Annotated in this window: 16 protein-coding genes; 7 read left to right on the top strand and 9 right to left on the bottom strand. The window is 58.3% G+C overall.

The window, feature by feature from the left end; translation table 11 throughout:
* Window positions 1-121: 121 nt before the first annotated feature.
* The 5 genes from ACXAF5_RS19305 (at window position 122) to ACXAF5_RS19285 (ending at window position 6468) form a co-directional block, all read left to right on the top strand.
* Window positions 122-802 (top strand): response regulator, encoded by a 681-nt coding sequence (locus ACXAF5_RS19305; RefSeq protein ID WP_474947885.1) that lies wholly within the window; start codon window positions 122-124, stop codon window positions 800-802.
* An 86-nt stretch (window positions 803-888) separates the two neighbouring features.
* Window positions 889-3156 carry a sensor histidine kinase gene (locus ACXAF5_RS19300; protein WP_474947884.1) on the top strand — a complete coding sequence of 756 codons (2268 nt, stop codon included), beginning with the start codon at window positions 889-891 and terminating at the stop codon, window positions 3154-3156.
* Window positions 3156-3626 (top strand): response regulator, encoded by a 471-nt coding sequence (locus ACXAF5_RS19295; protein WP_239324252.1) that lies wholly within the window; start codon window positions 3156-3158, stop codon window positions 3624-3626. The genes ACXAF5_RS19300 and ACXAF5_RS19295 overlap by 1 nt, the downstream gene beginning before the upstream one ends.
* The gene (locus ACXAF5_RS19290) at window positions 3619-4716 is read left to right on the top strand and encodes a sensor histidine kinase (RefSeq protein WP_474947883.1); all 1098 of its coding nucleotides are present in this window, start codon (window positions 3619-3621) and stop codon (window positions 4714-4716) included. The genes ACXAF5_RS19295 and ACXAF5_RS19290 overlap by 8 nt, the downstream gene beginning before the upstream one ends.
* Before the next feature lie 213 nt (window positions 4717-4929).
* On the top strand, window positions 4930-6468 hold the full coding sequence (locus tag ACXAF5_RS19285; protein ID WP_474947882.1) for a caspase family protein: 1539 nt from the start codon (window positions 4930-4932) through the stop codon (window positions 6466-6468).
* 93 nt (window positions 6469-6561) lie between these two features.
* Here the strand turns inward: ACXAF5_RS19285 and ACXAF5_RS19280 are convergent, their stop codons facing one another.
* Window positions 6562-7404 (bottom strand): M15 family metallopeptidase, encoded by an 843-nt coding sequence (locus ACXAF5_RS19280; protein ID WP_239324257.1) that lies wholly within the window; start codon window positions 7402-7404, stop codon window positions 6562-6564.
* 178 nt (window positions 7405-7582) lie between these two features.
* Here ACXAF5_RS19280 and ACXAF5_RS19275 point away from each other — a divergent pair, with 178 nt between their 5' ends.
* On the top strand, window positions 7583-8146 hold the full coding sequence (locus tag ACXAF5_RS19275; RefSeq protein ID WP_474947881.1) for an OmpA family protein: 564 nt from the start codon (window positions 7583-7585) through the stop codon (window positions 8144-8146).
* Between the two features lie 45 nt (window positions 8147-8191).
* Window positions 8192-10375, top strand: a complete 2184-nt coding sequence (locus tag ACXAF5_RS19270; protein WP_474947880.1) for a serine/threonine protein kinase — start codon at window positions 8192-8194, stop codon at window positions 10373-10375.
* A 42-nt stretch (window positions 10376-10417) separates the two neighbouring features.
* Here ACXAF5_RS19270 and ACXAF5_RS19265 read toward each other — a convergent pair whose 3' ends face one another.
* From ACXAF5_RS19265 to ACXAF5_RS19230, 8 genes are all read right to left on the bottom strand, one after another.
* The gene (locus tag ACXAF5_RS19265) at window positions 10418-11140 is read right to left on the bottom strand and encodes a PP2C family protein-serine/threonine phosphatase (protein WP_239324261.1); all 723 of its coding nucleotides are present in this window, start codon (window positions 11138-11140) and stop codon (window positions 10418-10420) included.
* On the bottom strand, window positions 11137-11820 hold the full coding sequence (gene tagF, locus ACXAF5_RS19260; RefSeq protein ID WP_474947879.1) for a type VI secretion system-associated protein TagF: 684 nt from the start codon (window positions 11818-11820) through the stop codon (window positions 11137-11139). Before tagF ends, ACXAF5_RS19265 begins: the two co-directional genes overlap by 4 nt.
* The gene (gene tssM / locus ACXAF5_RS19255; RefSeq protein ID WP_474947878.1) at window positions 11820-15395 is read right to left on the bottom strand and encodes a type VI secretion system membrane subunit TssM; all 3576 of its coding nucleotides are present in this window, start codon (window positions 15393-15395) and stop codon (window positions 11820-11822) included. The genes tagF and tssM overlap by 1 nt, the downstream gene beginning before the upstream one ends.
* The gene (gene tssL, locus ACXAF5_RS19250) at window positions 15392-16792 is read right to left on the bottom strand and encodes a type VI secretion system protein TssL, long form (protein ID WP_474947877.1); all 1401 of its coding nucleotides are present in this window, start codon (window positions 16790-16792) and stop codon (window positions 15392-15394) included. The genes tssM and tssL overlap by 4 nt, the downstream gene beginning before the upstream one ends.
* A gap of 22 nt (window positions 16793-16814) precedes the next feature.
* Window positions 16815-18155 carry a type VI secretion system baseplate subunit TssK gene (gene tssK, locus ACXAF5_RS19245; protein WP_474947876.1) on the bottom strand — a complete coding sequence of 447 codons (1341 nt, stop codon included), beginning with the start codon at window positions 18153-18155 and terminating at the stop codon, window positions 16815-16817.
* Between the two features lie 28 nt (window positions 18156-18183).
* Window positions 18184-19686 carry a type VI secretion system-associated FHA domain protein TagH gene (gene tagH, locus ACXAF5_RS19240; RefSeq protein ID WP_474947875.1) on the bottom strand — a complete coding sequence of 501 codons (1503 nt, stop codon included), beginning with the start codon at window positions 19684-19686 and terminating at the stop codon, window positions 18184-18186.
* Window positions 19687-19785: 99 nt separating this feature from the next.
* Window positions 19786-20418, bottom strand: coding sequence for a DUF6931 family protein (locus ACXAF5_RS19235; RefSeq protein WP_239324273.1), 633 nt, complete (start codon window positions 20416-20418; stop codon window positions 19786-19788).
* Between the two features lie 10 nt (window positions 20419-20428).
* Window positions 20429-22621: a type VI secretion system Vgr family protein gene (locus ACXAF5_RS19230; RefSeq protein WP_474947874.1), complete on the bottom strand. Its 2193-nt coding sequence runs from the start codon at window positions 22619-22621 to the stop codon at window positions 20429-20431.
* Window positions 22622-22654 lie beyond the last annotated feature (33 nt).

Raw genomic sequence — 22654 nt, 5'->3', positions numbered from 1 at the left:
CTTGGTTGTGAAGGTTGGTCATTGTACCGCAGGCTAGAACAGCCGCTTTGTGTGAGTAAAAGGTCAAGAAATGTCGAATATGCATGTTCACGATTACCCGTTGACGACGGGAGCAAAACCGATGCTCCTGAACGTCCTTTCCATTGATGACGACGAAATCGACCGGATGCGATTGCTGAAGATCTGCAGAAAAGCCGGTCTGATGGTTGATTTCACCGAAGCTGCCAATCTCGATGAAATGCGGGAATGCCTGGAGATTGACAGCTACGACCTTGTCTTTATCGATCATGACCTTGGCATGGACACGGGCTTGGATGCCCTCGGGATTCTGCTGTCCCACGAAGAGCAGGTCAACGCGGTTCCGATCATGCTGACCTCCTCCGTCGACTATCATATTGCGGTCGAGGCCATGCGGCGCGGATGTGCCGACTACATCGTGAAGGACGAGCTGACGGTCGACTCCCTGATCAAGTCGGTAACATCCGCGATCGAACGGCGCGCGCTCTATGGTGCGCTCACCGATGCCCGGGCGTCCGAATCGGAACTGAAATCAGTCTTTGAAAAATTCATGGTCAGCTGTGGCCCGGAGATGCGCGAACTACTGCGTCGCAGCATGATGGGAGTCAGAGCCGTCAAGATGCAGGCCCGCAGCGACGATGCCGTTGACCCGACTTTGTTGTCAAACTTGTCCATGTTCGAGCGCAGCGCAAAAGACCTGGTCGCGTTTATGGATGATCTAGAAAGTGTTGTTGGCGCTGGTCGGCGTTTGACAGTCAACGAATTGCGCAAACGCATTCAATAAAGTCTGGGCTCAGCCGTTGCAGGAATGAACAGAAACGTGGTTCGACAATTGATCCGAACCAATCCCGCCAAAGACTTGCCGAGGAGATGGCAGGCGTGTCATTGAAATGGATTTCAATCAAAACCAAAGTTGCATTGGGTGTATGCCTTATTCTAGGCGTCTCTTTTGCTGTGTTCTTTTCGCTCAGCTATCGAGACACCAGTCAGCGCATTCGTCAGCATACTGAACAGCTGATCGCACAAAACCATCAGACGCATTCACGCTATATTCTCGATACGCTGACAACCATGTCTCAAGATGCAGAGACGATTGTGGGATTTCCGCCCATTGCGGGGATATTTCGCTCCTTGATGACGCCCTCGGGCATAGATCCTTATGACGGATCGAGCCTGACGCATTGGCGGAAACGGCTGGAAACGCTTTTTGTCAGCCTCATTCAGAATCGCGATGCCTATAGTCAAATTCGGCTTTTGCTCCCACAGCGCAACTGGCGAGAATTTGTCCGCGTGGACAGCATCAACGGCTCGGTGCGGATTACATCGCAGGATGAGTTGCAGGCCAAGGGCGATGAGCCTTATGTCCGGACGCTGGTATCCGGGTCCTCGGAAGAAAGTCAGTTCTCTCATGTCACGCGCAATCGGGAACATGGGGTCGCATCAGGACCGCCCACCCTGAGATCGTTGAAGCGGATCGCCGATATCGACGGCAACCTGATCGGCGCGATTGTCATAAACGCGCATATCGCTGAGCTTTTTGCCCTGCCAAAGACTGGCAACGAGATCGGTCAAACGTATTATGCCATCGAAAACAAGACCTCAGCAGGGACACTTCTTGGCCCTGAGGACATGCGCTTTGCCGTGCAGGCAGAGAGCGGAGAAAGTCTGGAAGCAGTCGACGACATCTTCACGACAGGAGAAGGTCAGCTGGTTGCCGGTGACAGCAACACCGGGATCTTTGTCACCCGCGTCGATCTCAGTTCTCACAACATCCCGTTCACAATCCGCATCGCTTCCTTTGTGGATCTGCGTCAAATGCTGGCAGCGGCTCGAACGGCACTTCTTCACAATGTTCTGAATGCGCTGGGATTAACCCTCTCCGCGTCCTGCATGGGTTATTTTTTGACCTCGCGGCTGCTTGCGCCCTTGGAAAAACTCCTAACTGATATTCGATCCAGCAGCAGTTCCTTGCGCCCCGTTCCCGAAGAGTTTGACGGACACGATGAAGTTTCTGTTATTGCAAAAGAATTTTCACATCTCACCAATGATCTCATTCGCGAAACACAGCGCCTGGAAATGGTGCTCAGCAATGCTGCAGAGGGCGTTGTCACGCTTCGCGAAGACGGATCAATCGAAGACGTGAACCCGGCAGCGACGCAGATCCTCGGCCTCGCTGCCCCGCGCCTGATCGGGCGCAGGTTGGCGGATGTTCTGCACTGCGACCCAGAGTTGACGAGGTCCAATCTGATGCACCGCGCGGACTCAGATGAGCCTCTGCGCTTTTCTGTTACCTGCCGACACGGAGCGTCAGAAAGCACAATTCTGCAAGTCGCGGTGCAGCGCGCCCTCTACGCTGAGGGAACGCGCTTTATTGTCATGCTCCGTGACATCACGACAGAGACCTTTGCCGCGCAAAAAGCCGACGCGCTGATTGCAGCGTTGAAGAGGTCAAATGCAGAGCTGGATCAATTTGCATATATCGCATCCCACGACCTAAAGGCGCCATTGCGGGTTATCAACAATGCCATTTCCTGGCTTGAGGAGGATTTGGAACCCTATCTCAATGACGACACCCGCGAGAGCATGCATCTGCTGCAAAGCCGCGCCAATCGTATGGAGCGCTTGCTCAACGATCTCTTGCAGCATTCTCGGATCGGCCGGGTGGCTGAACCGGAGACACAGATCTCGGGACGTGAGCTGGCGGACGAATTGCTGGGATTACTCGAAGTGCCTGACGGCATGACGGTCAGGTTCGCAGAGAGCTTCCTCAAGCTGCGCTTCCGCAAATTGCCGCTCGAAACGGTACTGGTCAATCTGCTGAGCAACAGCATCCGACATCACGACCGCCCCCATGGCGCGATCGAAGTATCCGTGGAAGAAGAGGCCGGGTTCCTGCGGTTCCGGGTCGAAGATGACGGCCCGGGTATTGAGCCTATCTACCATGATCGCATCTTCGAGGTGTTCCAAACCCTTCAGTCCCGAGATCAACTGGAGGGCAGCGGTATGGGTTTGGCCTTTGTTAAGAAACACATCGAGGTTGCAGGTGGAGAGATTCAGGTGATCTCCGATGGAAACCGCGGAACTGTATTCGAATTCCGTTGGCCGCGTGACCTACGGCAACAAAACGAGGCTGCATAATGTCTTCTTCCCACCCCGCAGGTCACCGCGACATCAAGATCATCCTCGTTGAGGATGATGACGGTGATGCCAAGGCGATCCACCGCGCGTTCAAGAAAGCTCGGATTGCGAACCCATTGACCCGCTTCAAGAACGGATCGGACGCGTTGGCCTATCTCAAGGGGGAAACGGATCGCCAGCCTCCTCAGCAGTTTATTGTGCTCAGTGATATCAACATGCCGCGCATGTCCGGTATCGAACTTGTGGAAGCCCTGCGCGACGACCCGGCTCTGTGTCGCACATTGTTCTTCGTGCTGACCACGTCCGATGATGAACGCGATATCTCGGCTGCCTATTCCAACAATGTCGCGGGGTATATTCTGAAATCCCGGGCTGGCGACATGTTCATCGAACTCATGTCGGTCATGGACAGTTTCTGGCGGTATGTCGAACTGCCCGTCATCGATGTTCGGAGAGGCTCACATGGTTGATAAAAGCATACTGATTGTTGAAGACGACCGTGGTGATCGCAAACTTATGCAGCGATACCTATCAGGCCTTTACCCCGAGGCTACAATTCTCGAGGCAGAAAACGGCGAGGCCGCCACCGCGCATGCGGATCAGGATGTGGAAGTCATCTTTCTCGACTATCTCCTCCCGGGGGTCTCCGGGTTGGATCTGCTGTCGAGTTTCCTTCGCTGTTGGCCGCATTCCGTCATCTTCATCATGACCGGCCAGGGGGACGAAGAAGTCGCCAAGAGCGCGATCCTGAGTGGCGCAGCGGATTATATCGCAAAATCAACCATTACCCCCGATGCGCTCAACCGCATGATTGGCAACGGGCTGCAGGTTGCCCGGATGAAGTGGCGTATCGAGGAACACCAGAAAGAGCTGCAGCAATTCTCGGATGTTCTTGTACACGACCTCCGCGCCCCCATTCGGGCGATCAAGTTTCTCAGCGACCAAATACTCGAAGACTTTGAAGCCGGGGACCTGGACGAAGTTAAGCGTGAGTTCGATCTGATGAAACGCTCGGTCTCCAAGATGTCGGATCTCATCGAACGGCTCGCCAGTCACATCAATCCGCATACCGAAGGCATGCCAGAACAGGTAAGTGCCGAAAGCCTGGTCGAGGCTGCCAGTCTGGCCCTGGCGCAGGATATCTCCAATTCCGGAGCAGTGGTCGAGACCAACCTATCTGATGTCGACGTGCTGTGTTTTCCGCCAGACGTGTCCCAGCTTTTGCAAAACTTGATCGGCAATTCCATAAAGTACCGCGGTGACGCAACACCGAGGATAGATATTTCCGCCAAACCGGTCGGCGACGGGGTTCAGTTTTCGATTTCAGACAATGGTATCGGAGTGCCCAAAGAATACCGAGCACGGATATTCGAGCCATTCAAACGCCTTCAGCGCAGCAGTGACCTGCCAGGAACCGGGCTGGGTCTGGCCACCTGTGCCAAAATCGCCAAACGGCACAATGGTGCGATCTGGTGCGATACCGCAGTTGAGCAGGGGACCACGATACATTTCACATTGAAGATGCGCCCAAACATGTCGCGGATACAGAGGCGGGCGTGAATGCAGCGATCTGCCCCGATATTATAATCCAACAAACGGCGCGCACGGCGTTTGGATCGCTCCGGACACACCGTCAATCGCACCAGTCGCTTTGCTCGACCCGGTAACGGCGGCGTGACTCGGCCCCCATGAGGAAGAGTGCGTTCTTCGCAAACCGCTTAAAACAGGGTATCCTTACGGCAATTGATTTCTCAAACCCCCGTGAGTCCTTGCATGTTTGTGAACTTTCGCACCGTGGTCCGTCAGCCTTTGGTCCTGCTGTTTTTCCTAAGCTGTGTCGCGACACTGTCATCCGTGGTGCGGGTGGCTGCTGCCAATGATCGAATCGCATTGATCATTGGCATGTCCGAATATGCGCATCTCCCCGCACTCACCAACACCCGCAACGATGCAGAAGCGATCTCGCGGACATTGGAGACCATCGGCTTTGACGTGACCCTCTCGGTCGACGCCAGCAGCGCCGAAATGGAACGTCTGTTGGACGAGTTTGCATTCAAATCCGAAGTGGCCGACCTTGCGCTGATCTATTTTGCCGGACATGGAATCGAGGTTCAGGGCGAGAATTTTCTGATCCCGGTCGACGCAAAAGTGTCCTCGAACAAGGATGTTCAGGACCAATCCCCGTCACTGAAGGACCTGCTTGCAGCGGTTGACCGCGCCCGCAAGATGAGGATCGTCATCCTCGACAGCTGTCGCGATAACCCGCTGGGGGATGCGATCGACCTGGCAGCCGTGGAAACCGCAAACGGAAACACTCCGGAAGAGACCACACGCGGCGGTGGGGGCCTGGCCGCGGCCAATCCGGATCGCGGGACATTGGTTGCCTTTGCCGCCAAGGACGGACAGGTCGCTTTGGACGGCAAAGGCAACAACAGCCCCTTTGCCCTTTCTCTGATGGAGAAGATGACCCAACCCGGACTGGAAATCAGCCTGATGTTCCGTCAGGTGCGTGACAGCGTTCTGGACCGAACCGGCAACCTGCAAGAACCGCATACATACGGCTCTTTAACCGGCATTCCGTTCTACCTGGCCGGCCCGGCCGAGGGGGACGACGGTCTCGATGCGGGTGATGCCTCCAAAGCCTGGTCTCGTCTGCGCCCCGATCAGGAAGCGCAATTGCTGGCGCTTGCGGATCTCGGGGACACGCGGTCCATGCTGGGCCTGGCCTATATGCGGCTCAACCCGAATGAGGGCCGGTTCGACCCCAAGGCCGCTGTGGATTTTCTGACGCGCGCCGCAGATGCGGGCTCTCCGGAAGCGCAATTCGAACTTGCCAAGCTGTATGAACGTGGAACCGGAGTTGCTCAGGATGAAGCCAAGGCACTGGAACTTTATCGCTCTGCCGCAGAACAGAATTTTGCCGATGCGATCAATGATCTGGGCTTTATGCACTACCAAGGCGGGCTGGGGTTGCCTGCTGATCCGGGCAAGGCGCTCCGGTATTTTGAACGGGCCGCGGATCTGCGCCACCCCCAAGCGCAGTTCAATTTCGCGGCGTTGATCGATGATGGGCATATTCCATCAAAAGGTCCGGAAGACGCGGCAAAATACCTCTATCAGGCGCTCAGGTCCGGAAGTCAGGATGTGCTGAAACTGCTGAGCGAACGACCCAGCATGTTCACGGCGGAAACCCGGCGGGCGCTTCAGGTCCGACTGCGCGACAACAAGTTCTATGCTGGCGCCATTGATGGCGATTTTGGACCGGGGACCCAACGCGGCATCAGAAAGGCATATGGAATAGAGGACGGATAGGCCGCAGAAGCGGTAACTTTTTAGCCTGCATTCGAGGTCAGATCGATCGTGGGCTGGATGCCGCGTGATCAATCGCGAACAGGGGCCCCTGCCCTACAGTCGGCCTTCCGCCAGCCAAAGGTCCAGCTGACGGCGGCTGATTTCAAAATGCATGCTGTCCTCGCGACCAAAGCCTGCGCCCCAGACCCAGCCTTCGTCCTTGAAGAAATCGGCGAGGATCGTCAGACCAAGCTGGGTCTTCCCATCGCCCAACGTATCCAATCGGCCGTCGATATTGAGGTCGACAGCCAAACCGTAGCTATGGGTTGAAAGCGAATTCTGAGTCCCTCGGATACGGCGCACACAGAGCGATCCTGCCGTATTGATCCGCTCATAGAGATCCGGATCCGCTTTTTGAATGTTATCAAAAACGACCTTGAGACTCTCGATGGCGGGCGCGAGCATCCGCACCCGGATCGGCCCGACCTGCTCCAGAACAAGCTTTTCCTTCAAGCGGGCGTTGGTCATCGGCTGACAGTCATCGGTCAGATCTTCGCGTGGACGGCCGAGCTTTTCGGAAAGATATGTGCCGCCGGCAACCTTGAGGCCATCATTCACATTGCGCCGATCCGCGATCAACACGACCTGCGCATATGAGTCCAGAATCGCATTCGGACCGGTTTGCCGAAGCAGGGAGTCCTCTTCGTCCTGAAGATTCGCCGAGGGCGCGACCGACCGGTTCTGGTTGGCGAGCGAGGACAGTTCCTTTTGCAGATCGTCCAGCTTCAGTTGGGTGTCTTCGACCTGCTGACGAAGCAGTTCGATCTCGATCCGCGCTTCGGAGTCCACAGCACCGCTACCGTAGCCTTGTTCTTTGAAAAGATAGGACAATCCGAACCAGAGCGCAGGAGCAGCCAACAAACCAAGCGCGATGATGATAGCGGGTAGAACCTTCATGGCATTCCTTTATCGACAGCTCACTCTTGAATACGGAGGGTCTACCCCCAACCTATCAGCTACAAAAGTGAATTTTATCTTGGAATTCGTGTTCACCGGGATTGCAGCCATTGGCACCAACTGGGGCGTAGTATAAACTCGGCGTAACATTAGAGGAATGATAAGGGAGGGCACATAGATGGTCCGTTTCCGTACCTTGGCAATGTCGTTGTTTACCGCTGCTGTCTGCCTGAGCGCCCCCGTTTCCGCACAGGATCTGTCAGTCGAAGAGATCACTGAAGCCTTCAAAAAGCAAAAGACGCGTGGCCTGGTTATCGTTCCCAACGCGGCAGAAGGCAGTGTCGCCGAAGACACCGAAACTGCGACCGTCGCCGCGGCGGCTGACGCCTACAACGCCCTCGATGAAGCATCGCAGATCAACGTCCAGATTTCCTTCGACTTCGACAGCGCGACTCTTCGCGACGACCAAAAACCCAAGCTTGCCAATATGTGCGCGTCGATGAAGGCGATGGACGACACCGTTTTTCAGATCATCGGTCACACCGACAGTTCCGGATCGGCGACCTACAACGAACGGCTCTCGCTGCTGCGTGCACAGGAAGTGCGCCGGCATTTGGTCAGTGATTGTGGGGTAAGCGCCGACTCGCTCAAGGCGATCGGCATGGGGGAGACCGCGCCATTCAACGCGGAGGACCCGCGCGCGGATGAGAACCGCCGGGTGGAATTTCAGGCCCTGGGCTAACCGTATGAAAAACCGTGTGAAACTATCCAGGCTGGAGAGGCCCGAATGATCGACTCCCGGCCCGGGGACATGTTTCAACCCGGCGATCTGCTGAACAATACCTATCGCATCGAAGCTCTGCTTGGCCGGGGTGGCACGTCAGAGGTATACAAGGCCCGTTCCGAGATTTCCGGCAATGCGGTTGCCCTGAAAATCCTGAAGCAGGAGTTCTCGGGGAACGAGGATTTCACCGTGCTGATGGCGCGGGAAGAGAACATCCGCGAAATCCGTCATGATGCGGTTGTCCGCTATTCGGAAAACCACCGCACGGCCGACGGGCGAATCTATCTGTTGATGGACTATATCGAAGGTCCTGGGCTTGATCAGAAGCTCAAGCAGGGGCCAATGCCGGTAGAAGACCTGCTGACGATTTGCCAACGGGTCAGCGAGGGGTTGCAGGCCGCCCACAAGCGCAAGATCGTGCATCGCGACTTGAGCCCCGATAATATTATTCTGCGCGGGGGCGATCCCTCTCAGGCAGTCATTATCGACTTTGGCATCGCCAAGGATACCAACCCAGGCGCTGAGACCATTGTCGGCAACGAGTTTGCCGGAAAATACTCCTACGCCGCGCCTGAACAAATGAGCGGCCAGACCGACGCCCGATCCGATATCTACTCTCTGGGCGCATTGCTGCTGGCGAATTATCGCGGGCAGTCGCCGTCGTTGGGGGCCAACCCCATGGAAGTGGTGGAAAACAAGCGGAAACCTCTGGTGACCGAGGATCTGCCGCCGCCCTTCAAGACGCTTATCGAACGGATGTGCGCACCTGATCCGGCGGATCGTTTCCAGTCAGCAGCTGAGGTCCTCGATTTTCTCAAGGCACCGGGCGTCGCGGCCGACGGCGACCAGTCCACGCCGCTCGATGCTCTGGTGGGCTCTCCTGCGGAGGCCGTCGAAGATGCGACCATCATCGTGCCGCGTTCCACCGTGCGCCCATCGGGCACCACGCAAGCCGAAGATCCGCTCCCGCCTGCGCGCAAGGGATCCCGCCGCGGCATGATCGTCTTGGTTGTTACACTCCTGCTCGTGATCGGCGGTGCGGGCGCATGGCTGTCGGGCAGCCTCGATCCCTTACTGCGACCATCCTATCCCGTCGCGGATCCGTTTCGCCTGATTGTCGAGCGCAACGAAGGTGGGCCTATCCGCGCCTCTGGCAATGTCCCCGGCGAAGAGGCGCACGCAGCCCTGATGAATGTCATCGATGAAGGGGAGCTTGTCCTTGCCAGCGGCGATATCGCGGAGACCTGGGTACGTGATATCCTGTTTACGCTTGATCCGTTATCCGGCCTCCAGGATTGGCGTCTTGTGGTCGAGAACAACAACGCGAAACTGACAGGCAAAACCTCCGATGCGGCGCTCCTGGCGGATCTCGATGGCTTTTTTGGCGGGGATATGCCCGGAGCCCTGATCGGCATCGTTGAAATCGCGTTCGAGTTGCCGCTCCTGGATCGCGACGTCCCGCGGGACATTGTGGATGCGCACGCAGACTGCGGCCCACTGATCCTTCAGGGCGCGTCGGTTGGCACCGGGTACGCGCCAGATGAGAGCCTGCGTGTCACCGGACAGGTCGCGAGTACAGAAACCCAGATACGCCTATTTGACGAACTCACGAACATCGCGGACGGGCGGGCGGTTGATCTGCAGCTGGAGGTCCTCAATCCGGCACTTTGCATCGTGGAACAACGCTTGCCGAAAGCGCCTCCTGGCGGGGTAACTGTGCGGTACTTTGACGGCAGCACCGGGGACCCGAACCCATCGGGGCGGTTCTTTATTGGTGAAAACCCCGTCATCGACGTCGTCCTCCCCCCCGAGCTGACGGACGGATTTCTGACCGTCTCGATCCTTGATGTAACCGGAAATGTTTTCCATCTGCTGCCCAATATCAACCGGCAGGATCATGAAGTCGGTGCGCTGCGCTCCGGACAGTCGGGGGAGCTACCTCTGCGTGTTGCCTTCAGCCTCGAGGATGCGAGCGCGACAAATGGGATTGCGTTCAAGGTTGATGACAGCACCCTCGGCAAGAGCAAGATCCTCGTCTTGCATTCGGCGGAGCCTCTGTTTGATGGCATGCGCCCAACGGCGGAGAGCGCTGCCAGCTTTGCGGATGCCCTGAAAAAGAGCGCAGCCAATGACGCCGGGCATATCCTTTCACTGGACAGCAGCATTCTGACCACGGCCGAACCTTAGCCGCGCGCGTCTTAACCTGGACAAATCAGGCGCGTTGCCCGGTCAGAGCACGTCGACGACGATCACCGACACATTGTCCGCGCCACCACCGGCCAACGCCAACTGGATGAGCTTATCACTCAGATTATCCAATGGTGTGGAGGACAGTATATCCTCCAGCATCGAAAACGTGGCGTATTTGGTCAGCCCATCGGAACACAACAGAAACCGGTCGCCGGGCGCGGTCTCGCCGCGCACCTTGTCAAGCACAAGCTCACCGGGGATGCCGACGGCTCTGGTGATCGCGTTTGCCTGCGGATGCTGGTCCGCCTCATCCCAGTTCATCTTGCCGGCGAGGACGTATTCCGCCACCGCCGAATGATCCGTCGTCAGCAACTCGATCTGCCGGTTGCGCAAGCGATAGATGCGGCTGTCTCCCGCCCACAAACACAGAAAATAGCCCTGACTGACGGTGAGCACTGCAACCGTCGCTCCGATCGTCGCACCGCCCCGAGTGTCGGATTCTGCCTGTATGGCACGGTGCGCGCCCTGTATCGCATCCCGCAAGGCATGCATTTTCTCTGCCGGGCCAAGGTCCGGAGGAATGGTTGCAACCATATCCGCGATCAGTCGACTGGCGTAATCTCCGGCATCGTGGCCGCCCATTCCATCCGACACCAGCCAGATTTCATGCTCAGACAGGCTCAAGATCGCATCTTCATTGGTCTTGCGAACCAGTCCCGTATGGGTTTGACCAACAAAGCGGGTGTTACGCATTTCAGTCATATCGGCCTGGCCTCTCTCCAGATACTTGCGCCGAGGTCAAAAAGACCCATGGCCTGAGCTTCCGAGGGAAGCCCCTTGCAGGCCAACATCCGCGGACTGCCGTCCAGAACCGCTGACCAGACGGAGAGATCCCGCCCCTGCTGTTCCAGTAGGCCACCCGCGACGGCCACTGGCAAGCGCGACACCTCCCCAACGCCGGTCAAGACTATGGTCTCCCCGCTTGACCGGACCGGAGCAACCGCACGCATATCCGGCACCTTCACCGTTGCCAGCAATTGCGCCAGTCGCTCTTGGTTCATGTTATCTTCAAGACAGTCCAGCGCAATATCTTCCAGACGTTCGAACAGATCCGTATCGCTGAGATGATCGCATCCGACCGGCCCCGGCGTCGGCAAAGCACTGACAAGCGTGAGTGGGAAGCGCCGCCCCACCCGATCCACCGAGGGCATGAGGACGCCGGTCAGTTTCTGTCCTCCGGCCAATCCGGCCGACAGAGTGAACCGCCAGATCGGAGCGGACATGTAGTACTGGTCAAAATGTGGCCCGTACGTGCGCTGCCCAGCGGTCATGATCGACTGAATCCAGGGGTCCCACATCTTTACAAACCCGCTCGGCAGCGACAGTCGAAAGAAGTCGCCGACCGTCGGCATCTTGCCATAGGCTCCGAAACCCGCGGTCATTACATCGACTTCGGGCAAGAGAACTTTGCCATTGCCGGCAGAGCAAATGGGTTCACGGCCGATCCTGCCTGCAATTCAAACAGCGCCAGGCGGCCACCAACGGTAAAGTTCACGCGCCGACGGTCCACCGCATTCGTACGCCTGACTTCGGCTGCGTCAAGCAGTCGGAACCAGGCCCAGGGACCATCCTTGGACAGGATATTCTCGCTGTCACGACGCTGCGGGTTGAGCGTGATCCGCGCCAGCCCCACCGAGCCCGGCCAGGTCACCGCAACGGGCGTCGGCTGACCCATCTTGTGATTGAAAGCAACGGTTGTGCCGTCGATTTCCAAGATCATCTCCTTGGCCTTTGGATCCAACGCCTTGGGCGTGATCTGGAACGGCACCAGCGGCGCTGACCCGGAGGCAAAGAACGCGTCACGGATCTCAGTGGCGTATTGCATCTGGTTCAGCACCGCTTGGCTAATCCCGAGATCCGCCCCCGCACCGGTCGATTTGAAGGTCCAGGGTGTGGTCGACGTATCCACATATTGCGCGAGATGCTGGTTAAAGAACCCGTCGATCATACCGCCCGGTGCGAACAGCTTGGCGAAATCCGCCATTGCGACATCGGCGCGGGCCGACCGATTGAACGGGTATCGGTTGGACAACGCCTGCGTACAAAACGGCAGGACATCCGATTGCCAGGCGGCGTTGATGGATGCCCGTGTCCCTTCGGAGGTAATGCCGGAGGACCCGACCGTGATCTGCTTGGCCCAGCGTTGCATCGGCCCCTGATACTGGCTCGCCGCTTGCTGGAACTGGAGCAGCGCCTGGCTGCTGGCTCCTCCTGTGGAAATCCCGCTGATCGTCATCTTGTTCAGTTCCTGATAGACGGTCAGCAACAGCCCCATCAGACCATCCAGCTGCGACGGCTGCCCCTCGGGGGCGTCCACCATCTGATGCAACCACGCGAACCGGTTCTCGACAAATTTCCCCGGTGGAAGCTGCTGTTGCCCGCCTTGCGTGGTTGCGGACTTCATCAGAGCTTCCAACAAGATTTCGCCTTGCAAAGACAGGCTGGAGCGCGCTTCGAGGCTCGCGACCTGACCGATGCCATCATTGACGGCAGAGGTGTCGAGCGCAGATTGAGATTGCGTCAGTTGCGTTTCCTTGGCCACCGCGCGCAAGACGTTCTCGATCGGAGAGCTGGCCCCGGACAAGATGCGCGTAACATCCACGGCCTGGTTCAGCGATTGCAACGGGATGACGTCCAGATCCCCCAAGAGATCATCGTAGCGCCCGATAAAGTCGTTGTAATAGAGATCCAGCACGTCGCGGCTCAAGGACAGCAGCGCCGCCTCGCTCTGTGCCTCCTGGCTGCTGTCACCGAGGACCCACGCTTCACTCTGCAAGCGGTTGGAGACGCTCACGGCCTCGGTCAGAAAGACGTTGTTGAAGCCGTTGTAGGTAAAGATCCCCTCGATCCCCTCCGCCATCGGCTTACCCGAATTCCGGGTCATGACGCGCGTGACCTCCGGTCCGCCGACATCGGTCAATCGCCACTGCGGCAGCTCGGTCGCGGCCCGGGAATTGATGATCCCCGAATAGACCCGCTGGGACATCGGCATCTCGGCCAAAACCCCACGTGCCTGCGCAATCAAGTCACCGTTCAGCGCGATTTCCTCCATTGGCTGGGACAGAAGCGCATCGAGGTGATCGTTCAGATCTGCACGCAATTGCTGTCGAACCACACCGGAATATGTCACCTCGGACCAGTCATTGTTGAGGAACTCCTTGACCAGATCCGGGTTCATGGGCCCTTGCAACCCAAGCATCAGATAGATCTTCAGCGCTTCATAGAGCGCGTCGACGTCATTGATGTTCCCGGCAATCTGCTCTTCCAGCCGAACCAATAGCCGCGGCAGGAAGCGGCGGTTCAGCGCGGAACGGTAGGTTTGGGCCCCTTGGGTGCCGATCACCTCGCCCTGATACAGGCCGTAGGTTTCTGAAAGCGCCGGTTCCGGCGTGGACAAAACGGGGTTCCCCGGCAGATCCCGCAGATGGTTGAGGGCCGCCACCACAGGAACGAGATCGGTGTCACCAACCGGGCTTTGCGGCAGCGCCGCGGCTGCAGTCTGATACTCATCGACCTGCGCACTGGCCTTTGCAATCAATGCCTTGTTCTTGAGGAACGAATTGACCCACAAGCCCCCCATCGCCACGCTGACAAGAATGGTGGCAGCAACGGCGACACGGCGCGCCCAGCGATAACGCCGCTCAATCTTGTCATCCGACGACACCAGCCCTGCTTCCGGGAACATGACGCCCTCGAACAGACGGGTCAGAAAGTACGAACGCCCAGTGCCCTTGCCAGACCCGATCGCCTGTCGGCCAATGCCGAAGGTCTGAGCCATGCCGAGCATCAACCGGTCGATGGGGGTGCCTTCCTGAGTGCCCGAGGCAAGGTAGACACCACGCAACATCTGCCTCTTTTGGTAGGCATTGTCCTGAAAGACCTCTTTCAGGAACTCGCGCGCCACCCCGCGCACAGAGGCAACTTGCGAGGGAAAGCCCGCCACCAGCGCCCGACGCTGCGGATCGGTTTCCGCCTGCATCTTTTCCATAAGCTGGGCGTTCAGCTGCCCGAGCAAACCTGCAAATTCCTCATCAAATCGGGTAATCGGGTCCGCATCGGACTTGGCCTTGGCCAACGGCAGGGTGAAGCCCCAGACCTGCTCGCGTTCTTCCTTGCCAAGCGTGTCGTAATACTCCTGAAAACCTGCGATCAAGTCCGCCTTGGTAAAGACGACATAGACCGGAAAGCGCACGCCGAGACGTTCGCGCAGTTCGGCGAGCCGATTGCGAATGGCGGTGGCATGGGCCTTTTGCGTCAACTCATCCTGCAGGGAGAGGTCGGAGAGCGAAATCGCAATGATCGCCCCGTTGATCGGCTGACGCTTGCGATATTTCTTCAAGAGGTTGAGGAAGCCGAGCCAGGCAGCATTGTCGGTTTCCTGATCGCTTTCCTGCGTCGTATAGCGGCCCGCCGTATCGATCAGGACAGCCTTGTTGGTGAACCACCAGTCGCAATTCCGCGTGCCGCCGACACCGCCAATCGCAGCCTTGCCCAGTTTGTCGGCCAATGGAAACTGCAGGCCGGAGTTCACGATGGCGGTGGTCTTGCCCGCGCCGGGCGGACCAATCATGATGTACCAGGGCAGTTGATTGAGGTGCTTGCGCCCGTTCTTGGACTTCCGCAGCTCGGTCAGAGCCGTCTTGAACTTGCCTTTCAGCTCGACAAGTTCCTCACCAATGACATCATCCTCCGCGGTATCGACAGCCTCGGCGATTTCTTCGGTCATCTGACGGTCCCGCCGTGCCCGGATCAGAGCGATCAGCAGCAGCGTCAGCAAGGTCAGCACCCACAGGACGCCGATGGCAATCAGCCGCGACGACACACTGTCAAACGGACGCCAGGTATCAGAGCCGATGAAAGGCGCAAAATACCAGATACAGGCCGATAGCGCCGCTGCCAGCAGGATCAGGATGGTATAAATCGAGCGAAACAACGGCAGGATAAAGCGACGGATCATTCTTGCACCTCCTGCACAAGCAGGACTTCAATTCTTCGGTTCTTGGCACGCCCTTCGCGGGTGGCGTTGTCCGCGATCGGCTCTTTGTCCGCGCGCCCCTCGGCCGACAGCCGTTCCGGAGCGCTCAACTCGTCCGCCATGCGCGCCATAACGGATTTGGCACGGGCCAGAGACAGGGCCATGTTTGATGGGAAACGCGCAGACCGGATCGGCACATTGTCGGAATGCCCCACAACAATCACGCGGCCCGGTTCATCGTTCAGCGCCTCTGCCACCCGGTCGATCGGGTCATCAAAAGCGGCTTTCAGCTGATCCGAGCCAGACCCGAACATGCCGGAGCCCGCCAAACGTATGGTCAGCGTATTGCCCTTGGGAAAGACCTCGACGATGCCGTCCTTGATCTCCTGATCCAGGAAACCGGCGACCTTTGCCACCTGCTGCTCGATGGTGGGGACCGGTGGCGGTGGCGGCGGTGGCGGAGCGCGGCGCTCCAATGTGGCGACCTGCCCTGCTTCGACGGTCTGCATCTTGCCAATGACCCGTTCGGTGTTCGACGACAGCGCCCAACTCAGCCCAACAAACTGTCCCGCCAGCAAAACGGCAGCAACCGCGATAGAGATCCAAACCAACCGCCAGGCGGAACGCACCACAAAGGGTTTTACGACGCCTTTCCAGTTCGGTGACAGTTCCCACTCGACCTGACCACGCTGGCCGCGGATGATCCGGGCCAGAGCAGCGCGAATTTGCAGGTGTTTCTCGGATCCGCCCGGCTCCACCCGCAAGCGCCCCTCGAACCCCAGCGACATGCACATATAGAGAAACTCCAGCATGTCGATATTGGTTGCAGGTTCTTTCTCCAAACGCGCAAGCAGATCATAAAAACGGTCACCGCCGACGGTTTCACGGTGGAAGGTGCCGACCATGGACTGCAAACCCCAGGCAGATTGTCCGCCCCATGGCGTATTCAACACAACATCATCCAATGTCGCGCACAGCGCATAGCGCGCAATTTTTACAGTTTGCGCTGGGATGCCTGCCTGCAGGGCACGATTTTCAAAAGCACGCACCTCTCCGACCACACTCTGGCGCAGCTTGTCGGGGTCCATATGCTGCGCCCGGTTGCGGATCCGGCTGATCAGCGCAAACAGCGCCGTTGCGCAAGCCGTCAGCTGGTTCATCCCTGTCAGCGCGACCGCTGGCGCCTTGGGCCCCGACGTCGAGGCCGCCGGCGCCGATCGCGGCACGCCAAATGCCGCATCACCGCCCGAGGCAACGGGCTGCGGTGCTGGTGCGCTGGGTGCCTGCGGCTGTGCCGCACGCCGGCCACCGGGATTGGGCCGGATCACCGTTTTGTCGGTGTCGCCCGGCTCTGCAAAAGGATCGTCGAAATCGCCCATTGGCATACTCCCTCAGCCGCGCTCACGCATTGCGAATAGCCCAAAGCTCCATGCTGAGCCCCGGGTATTGGCCGGACACATGTACGGCGATACCACCGGACGTGGTCATCTTGCCCCAATAGGGGCTTTCGGCATCCATCTCGAAATACACGACCCCCGAATGATAGGGGATCTGGCGCGGCGCAACCGGCAACGGCCGCAGAGTGATCCCCGGCAAGGCTGAGTTTACCAGTTGGCGGATTTCCTCGACCGGGCCGATCTTTGCCTGCCCTGCAAAGTGACGCCGCACATCCTCGGCCGGCACATCCGCCTTGACCGCAAGCACAAAGCCCGAGTTGCCGATCAGTTTGCGATCCGCAATCACGCCCACGGAGATACCATATTTGCGCGGTTCCAGTTTGATCGGGATCGCCGTCTGCTCAAGAACCGAACTCAGGTATTGCCGCAAGACCCGGATAACCGGCGCGAAACAGGCGCTCAGGTTATCGTGAGTGTAGGGCGGAAATTCCGGCACAACCTTGTCAGTGCTCATAAACGCAGACAACTCGCCCGCCAGGCCGGTTGCGATGGTGAACAGGCGCTCGGGGTGCAGGTTTTCAATTTCGCGCAGGTGACGCACCATCGGCAGGCTGCGGTTGACCAGCGCCAAAAGCATAAAGTCAGACACATCTGCAACGCCGCGCGCGCCGCCCGCTTCGGACAACCGACCAGAGAGCGCCTCCATCCGGTGCGCCAGCAGCCCCTCCAACTCCCGGAGGAAGTCATTGAGAGGTGCGGCGGCCCGAATGTCCAGAACCGACGGAATAAACGACTGATCGAGAACGATCTCCTTATCTGCCCGCACTTCAATGATGCGCGCCACGGGGATCGCCAGAAGATCCGCCATATCGTCTACTTCAAGGGCGAACTGCAACCGCAGCTTACCCACATCCAGTTCGACAGGCTTGCGATCGACAGAGGTCACATCGGTCACCTCCTGCTTGCCCGGACGCAACCGGCTGGCAGATCGCTCTGCGCCCGTCAGGTCGACCTCTGTCCCGCCCTGGCGTCGCTGCGGAACGGTTACATAGACGATGCAATCCTTGATGGTCTGCGGCACCTCGAGGGCGGGGGGGTGATCATCCGCCATGGGCACCCGGAAAACGGCGCCATCGTGGGTCAGCCCTTCGCAGGACTTCAGGGCAAACTGGCCGATTTTCAATGCTTCGAAATCAATCTCGACCCCCGTCAGCCCCCACGCGTAGGGCACCAGTCGCCGTGCAAGGCCAGCGACCTGGGCTTCCATATATCGATCAGCCTGTTGGAAATGATGAGGCTGCAAAAACAACCCCTCGGTCCAAAGCACCTTGCTGTCCCAGGACACTCGGCTCTCCTTTCGTTGTCACCGGCGCCTAGGCGTCGGATTCCTCTTTCAACCGATCCATCTGAGCCTTGTAGGCCCGAGCGAACTCGCGGCTGAACAGATCATGAAACTCGTTTTCCGCCTGATCGGAGATTTCGGCATAATGCTCCTCGTAGACGTCCCAATACTGGGCTTTCCTGTTCCGCAACAGGCCACCCAGACCACCCTTTTTTTCAATCTGGGCTTCCAGCAACTTGGGATCCAACTTGGCAAGCACCCCTTTAAGCGCCGCCTCCATGCCGGTCACCATCGCAATCTCATGCGCCTTGATGTCCCGTAGCGCTTCCTCCGCGGCTGCTTCCGCGTCCAGATAACCACGCGCCTTGGGTTTGACCATCGCCTCGATCGCCTGCTCGGGCGAGATCGAGAACTTCAACGGATTGTTGCCGCCGGCAGAGATCATCGTCTGTTCGATCCGAAACTCCGACTTGATCGACGTCCGCGTCATCAGGATTTCCCGCAGGCCGATGATGAAGGTCTTCATGACCCGGCCCATGCGATCCATCATTGTATCGTATTCATCGGCAGGAACAGAGAGATCGTCCACCGCCAGCGCATCCAGGAAAGCCTGCGCTGCACCGCTCTCGTCGGCGCTGGACCGCGGCGCCTCCGCCGGGGACGCTGTCGTTTTGGCGGGTGCAACATCCTGCCGCGCCGTGGCTGCCTGCGCTTCTGTCTCTGCAACCGGATCGGCCTCTACTGATGGCGGCGCTGTGGCGGGCTCAGGATTTGGGCGCTTTGTCTCTTGTCTCTCCGGCGGTGCCGGGGGACGGTCCTGGTTCCCGGAGTCCCCTGCAATGCCAGAGAAAAACTCGTCGTCCCAGTCATCCGGAATTACATTTGGTTGCGGGGCGTGTTGCGGCGAGAACCCGTCCTGCGCGGCAGGATTATGTGCAGGCAGACTCGCCCCCTGCCCCTGACGTCCGTCATCGGGTTGTTCGAAGAACGGATCCTCCTCTTCGCCCATGGGCGGCAGAAGGTCATCAATTGGGTCCACCGGGTTGATCTGCGACGGTCCCGTTGGCGCGCTTTCCCCAAGAAGATCATCCAGAAAATCCCCACCGGGTCCGGCATCGTCAAGCAGAGCCAGAGGATCCGGCGCATTCTCAGCCCGCCCGGGTGACAAAGGATCGGCCGCCGCAGGCTCCATCGCAAGCGGATCCGGAAGCGCTGCGTCCTGTGTGATCTCGACCGCCAACTCGTACGATCCGACGGTCAGCACATCACCGTCATTCAGCGGTGTGGGCGTCGGCCCCAAGGGCATCTTCCCGTAGTTGAGAAAGGTTCCGTTTGAACTCAGATCGACAACAGCCACATGACTGCCGTGATCTTCGATCACACAGTGATTACGCGACAACATCTGGTCCGGATCGGGCAGGACCACATCATTGGTCGCCCCGCGCCCGATCGTCAGGCTGGGTCCGCGCAGCACCAGGGGCGCTGCATCAGACGGCATGGTGCCGGAAGACTGGAAACGCAACCTCACGCCCATAGCGCGCCTGCCTCCCTGCCATGTTGGCACACGGTGTTTCCAGCCCTGTTGTCACCCTCTCGCGCGGGACTGCCCATAATATCGTTCTCCTGTTCGGGCCTAGGTGGATTCCGAAGCAATTTCCGGGGCCTCGGCAGCACCTGCATCCGCAGTGCCTACACGGCCATTGCCACCTCGAGCAATATCCAGCGCACGCTCGATCAGTATATAGCCATGTTCTTCAAACTTATCAGATAATTGACCCAAGGCCACCATATTCATGGCAAAGGCGGCGGCCTCTGCCGCCCCCGCCGGCGCCGGATATTGACGCAGATCACCCGGACCAAGCGTGCCGTCATGATACGTCACCGCCCAAGCGCAGTTCACCGTGTCATCATCCACATAAGCATGGTCGATCGTAATCCGCGCCGCTTGACGGTTGTCTTCCGTCGGGTCCAGAACCCAGGCCTCCGAAGTGGCAAGCGACGGCGGATCCTTGGGACTGCGCGGACCGATATAATCGCGCGCTGCCAAACAGGCCCACCACACCCGCTCACGCGGGGGCAGAAGGATACCCATCAGCCGCAACAGATCGATCATCGCCTTCTTGTCATACAGCTCCTTCAGCACGACGGGCGCGGTGGCGCTGACTTCGCACTCAAGGGGGGTTTTCAACAGAACCTGCTGCCGCGAGAGGATCTTCGCGACAGGTTCTTTTGGCAGTTTCACCAGTTTTTCAAACATCTCAGCCATGTCTTCGCGCCTAGTTGATCATGGTGACGCCGCCCTTAAGGGTCAGCATTCCATCGCCCTTGACGGTGGTCAGGGGAGATTTCGCTTCTAGCATCCCATCGGCCTCGAGTTTGATCATCGGGCCACTAATCGTAACACCCGAGTTATCGATTTTAATCGATGACCCACCTACGGTCAGCGTGATTTCCATGCCAGCGGAAATCGCGATCTTGCCAGCCGAGGCCTCGGTTGTGATGTTCCCGAGGCTGACGGTTTCCGTGTGATCACCCTGGCTGATGGTTTCGGTCAGATTGCCCTGTCCGATCGTCACGTCGACATTGCCCGTGTCGATATTCTCGGTCAGGTTCCCGGTCTCGATCGTCATCGTTTTGTTACCGGTCTCGATGGTTTCGGTGTAGTCGCCCGTCTTTACGGTTTCGACCTTGTTACCCGTCTCCACGATTTCGGTTCGGTCGCCGGACTTCACCGTCTCGTTCATATGCTGTTCGATGGTCAGGTCGTAGGATTTTTCATCAACAGAGGTGACCTCCTTGTCGATCGCATCCAGGCCCACCGTCATCGACAATCGATCCTTCACCAGCGTCTGATGATACTTCTGCGCCTGGATGCGCATCAGTTCGGAGTCTTTCTTGTCGTCGAACATCAACTCGTTGTAGCCACCGCCGCCTTTCGACGAATTCGTCTTGATGCCAAGTTGGGTCTGATCGTCGGGATACTTGTAGGGCGGCTTGGTTTCCGCGTTGTAGAGCATGCCGGTGATGATCGGTCGATCCGGGTTGCCATCCTCGAACTGAACCACCACCTCTTGACCGATCCGGGGCACTGCAACCATCCCCCAATCCTTGCCCGACCAGGGGGTCATCACGCGCACGAAACAACAGGATGTTTCGTTCTTCTTGCCCTCACGGTCCCAGTGGAACTGGATTTTGACCCGGCCGTGTTCATCGGTCAGGATTTCCTCGCCAGACGTCCCCACGACGGTGGCCGTCTGAACTCCCGGCACCTCAGGCCAGGGCGTGACGCGCGGCGCTCGATACTGAACCGATTTCTCGATCACCCGGAAGGTGTTGGCGTAGCTGTCCTTTTCTATTTCCTTCGGAAAGTCGAGGTTCTGTGCCTTCAGATCGCGACGCATTTCCTCCGCGTCGCCCTTTCCCTTGGCCCCTCTGTCGCGCTCTCCGAATTCGCTGTCGACCTTGAGGTAGTGAACCGCCTCCACCACAAGGAAATCCTTGTTGCTGTCGCTATCCTCATGCTTCGTCAGCTTGAACGTATAGCCGGCACCAAGGGTGCGCAGCGACGACGCACCGCGCCATTGCTGATAGGTCAACGCCTCCGCATCCATGCGCGCCCGGGCGAATGTGGTGCCCAGTCCAGTCTCCTTGCGATAATGCGCCTGGTAGTCGTACACCTCAAAGGTCTTGTACTGGTGCTTGCCCTTCGATTGGGCGTCGCTGACCTTGAGATCCGCCTGTGGCGTGTTGAAGTCAAAGTCGTTGAGCGTGACCTTGCCCCTTGTGACCCGTTCGATCTTGCTCAACTCCGCCACATGCTCGCCCCGACGCCGATCCGCATCGTCGCGAATGTGGAATTCTGCGGTGGCGTTCTCACTTATGGGTTTGTGCGCGCTGAGACCATCTGCCAACACCAGTTTTTCAGCGGTGGACTGGCTGGTGTTGCTGTCAAAGAAGAAGTAGATCCCCTCTTCCTCCATCAACCGGCAGATGAAGGCATAGTCGCTTTCGCGATACTGCAAGCAGTATTCCCGTTTCTCATAGCTCCCGGACAGGCTGTCCTTGTAGTCCGAGAACCCGTGTTCCGACAGGATCTGCTTGATAATGTCGGGCGCTGACAGGTTCTGAAAGACCCGGCAATCCTCGGTTCGGGTCAACAACCAGAACCAGGGTCTGACCTCGGCCACGAACTGGGTATACCCATCGCGGAAGCCAAAGTTCTCGACCGAGATACACAGGCCGGAGAATTTCTGCTCCTTGCCCTCCTCGGTGACCACATGCACATTCATGGTCTGCCCCACCAGATCGTCTAGCGATACGGCAGAGTTGCGGGACTGGAATTCGATCGTCGTCTCGGTAAGTTTGCTCAATCCTTCGCGCACGATGGCGCGGCGCATCATAAGCCCTTTTACCGAATAAGACCCAGACATCCAGACGACGTCATTTTCATGGGCTTTGCTTTCGGTCATGGCTTCTCCTTTCGGTCCCGGGCACCGGCGAGG

It is taken from the genome of Epibacterium sp. ABV4_022 (assembly GCF_056159345.1).
Note: the sequence above shows the minus strand (reverse complement) of the source record. Positions and strands in the feature narration are given on the sequence as shown.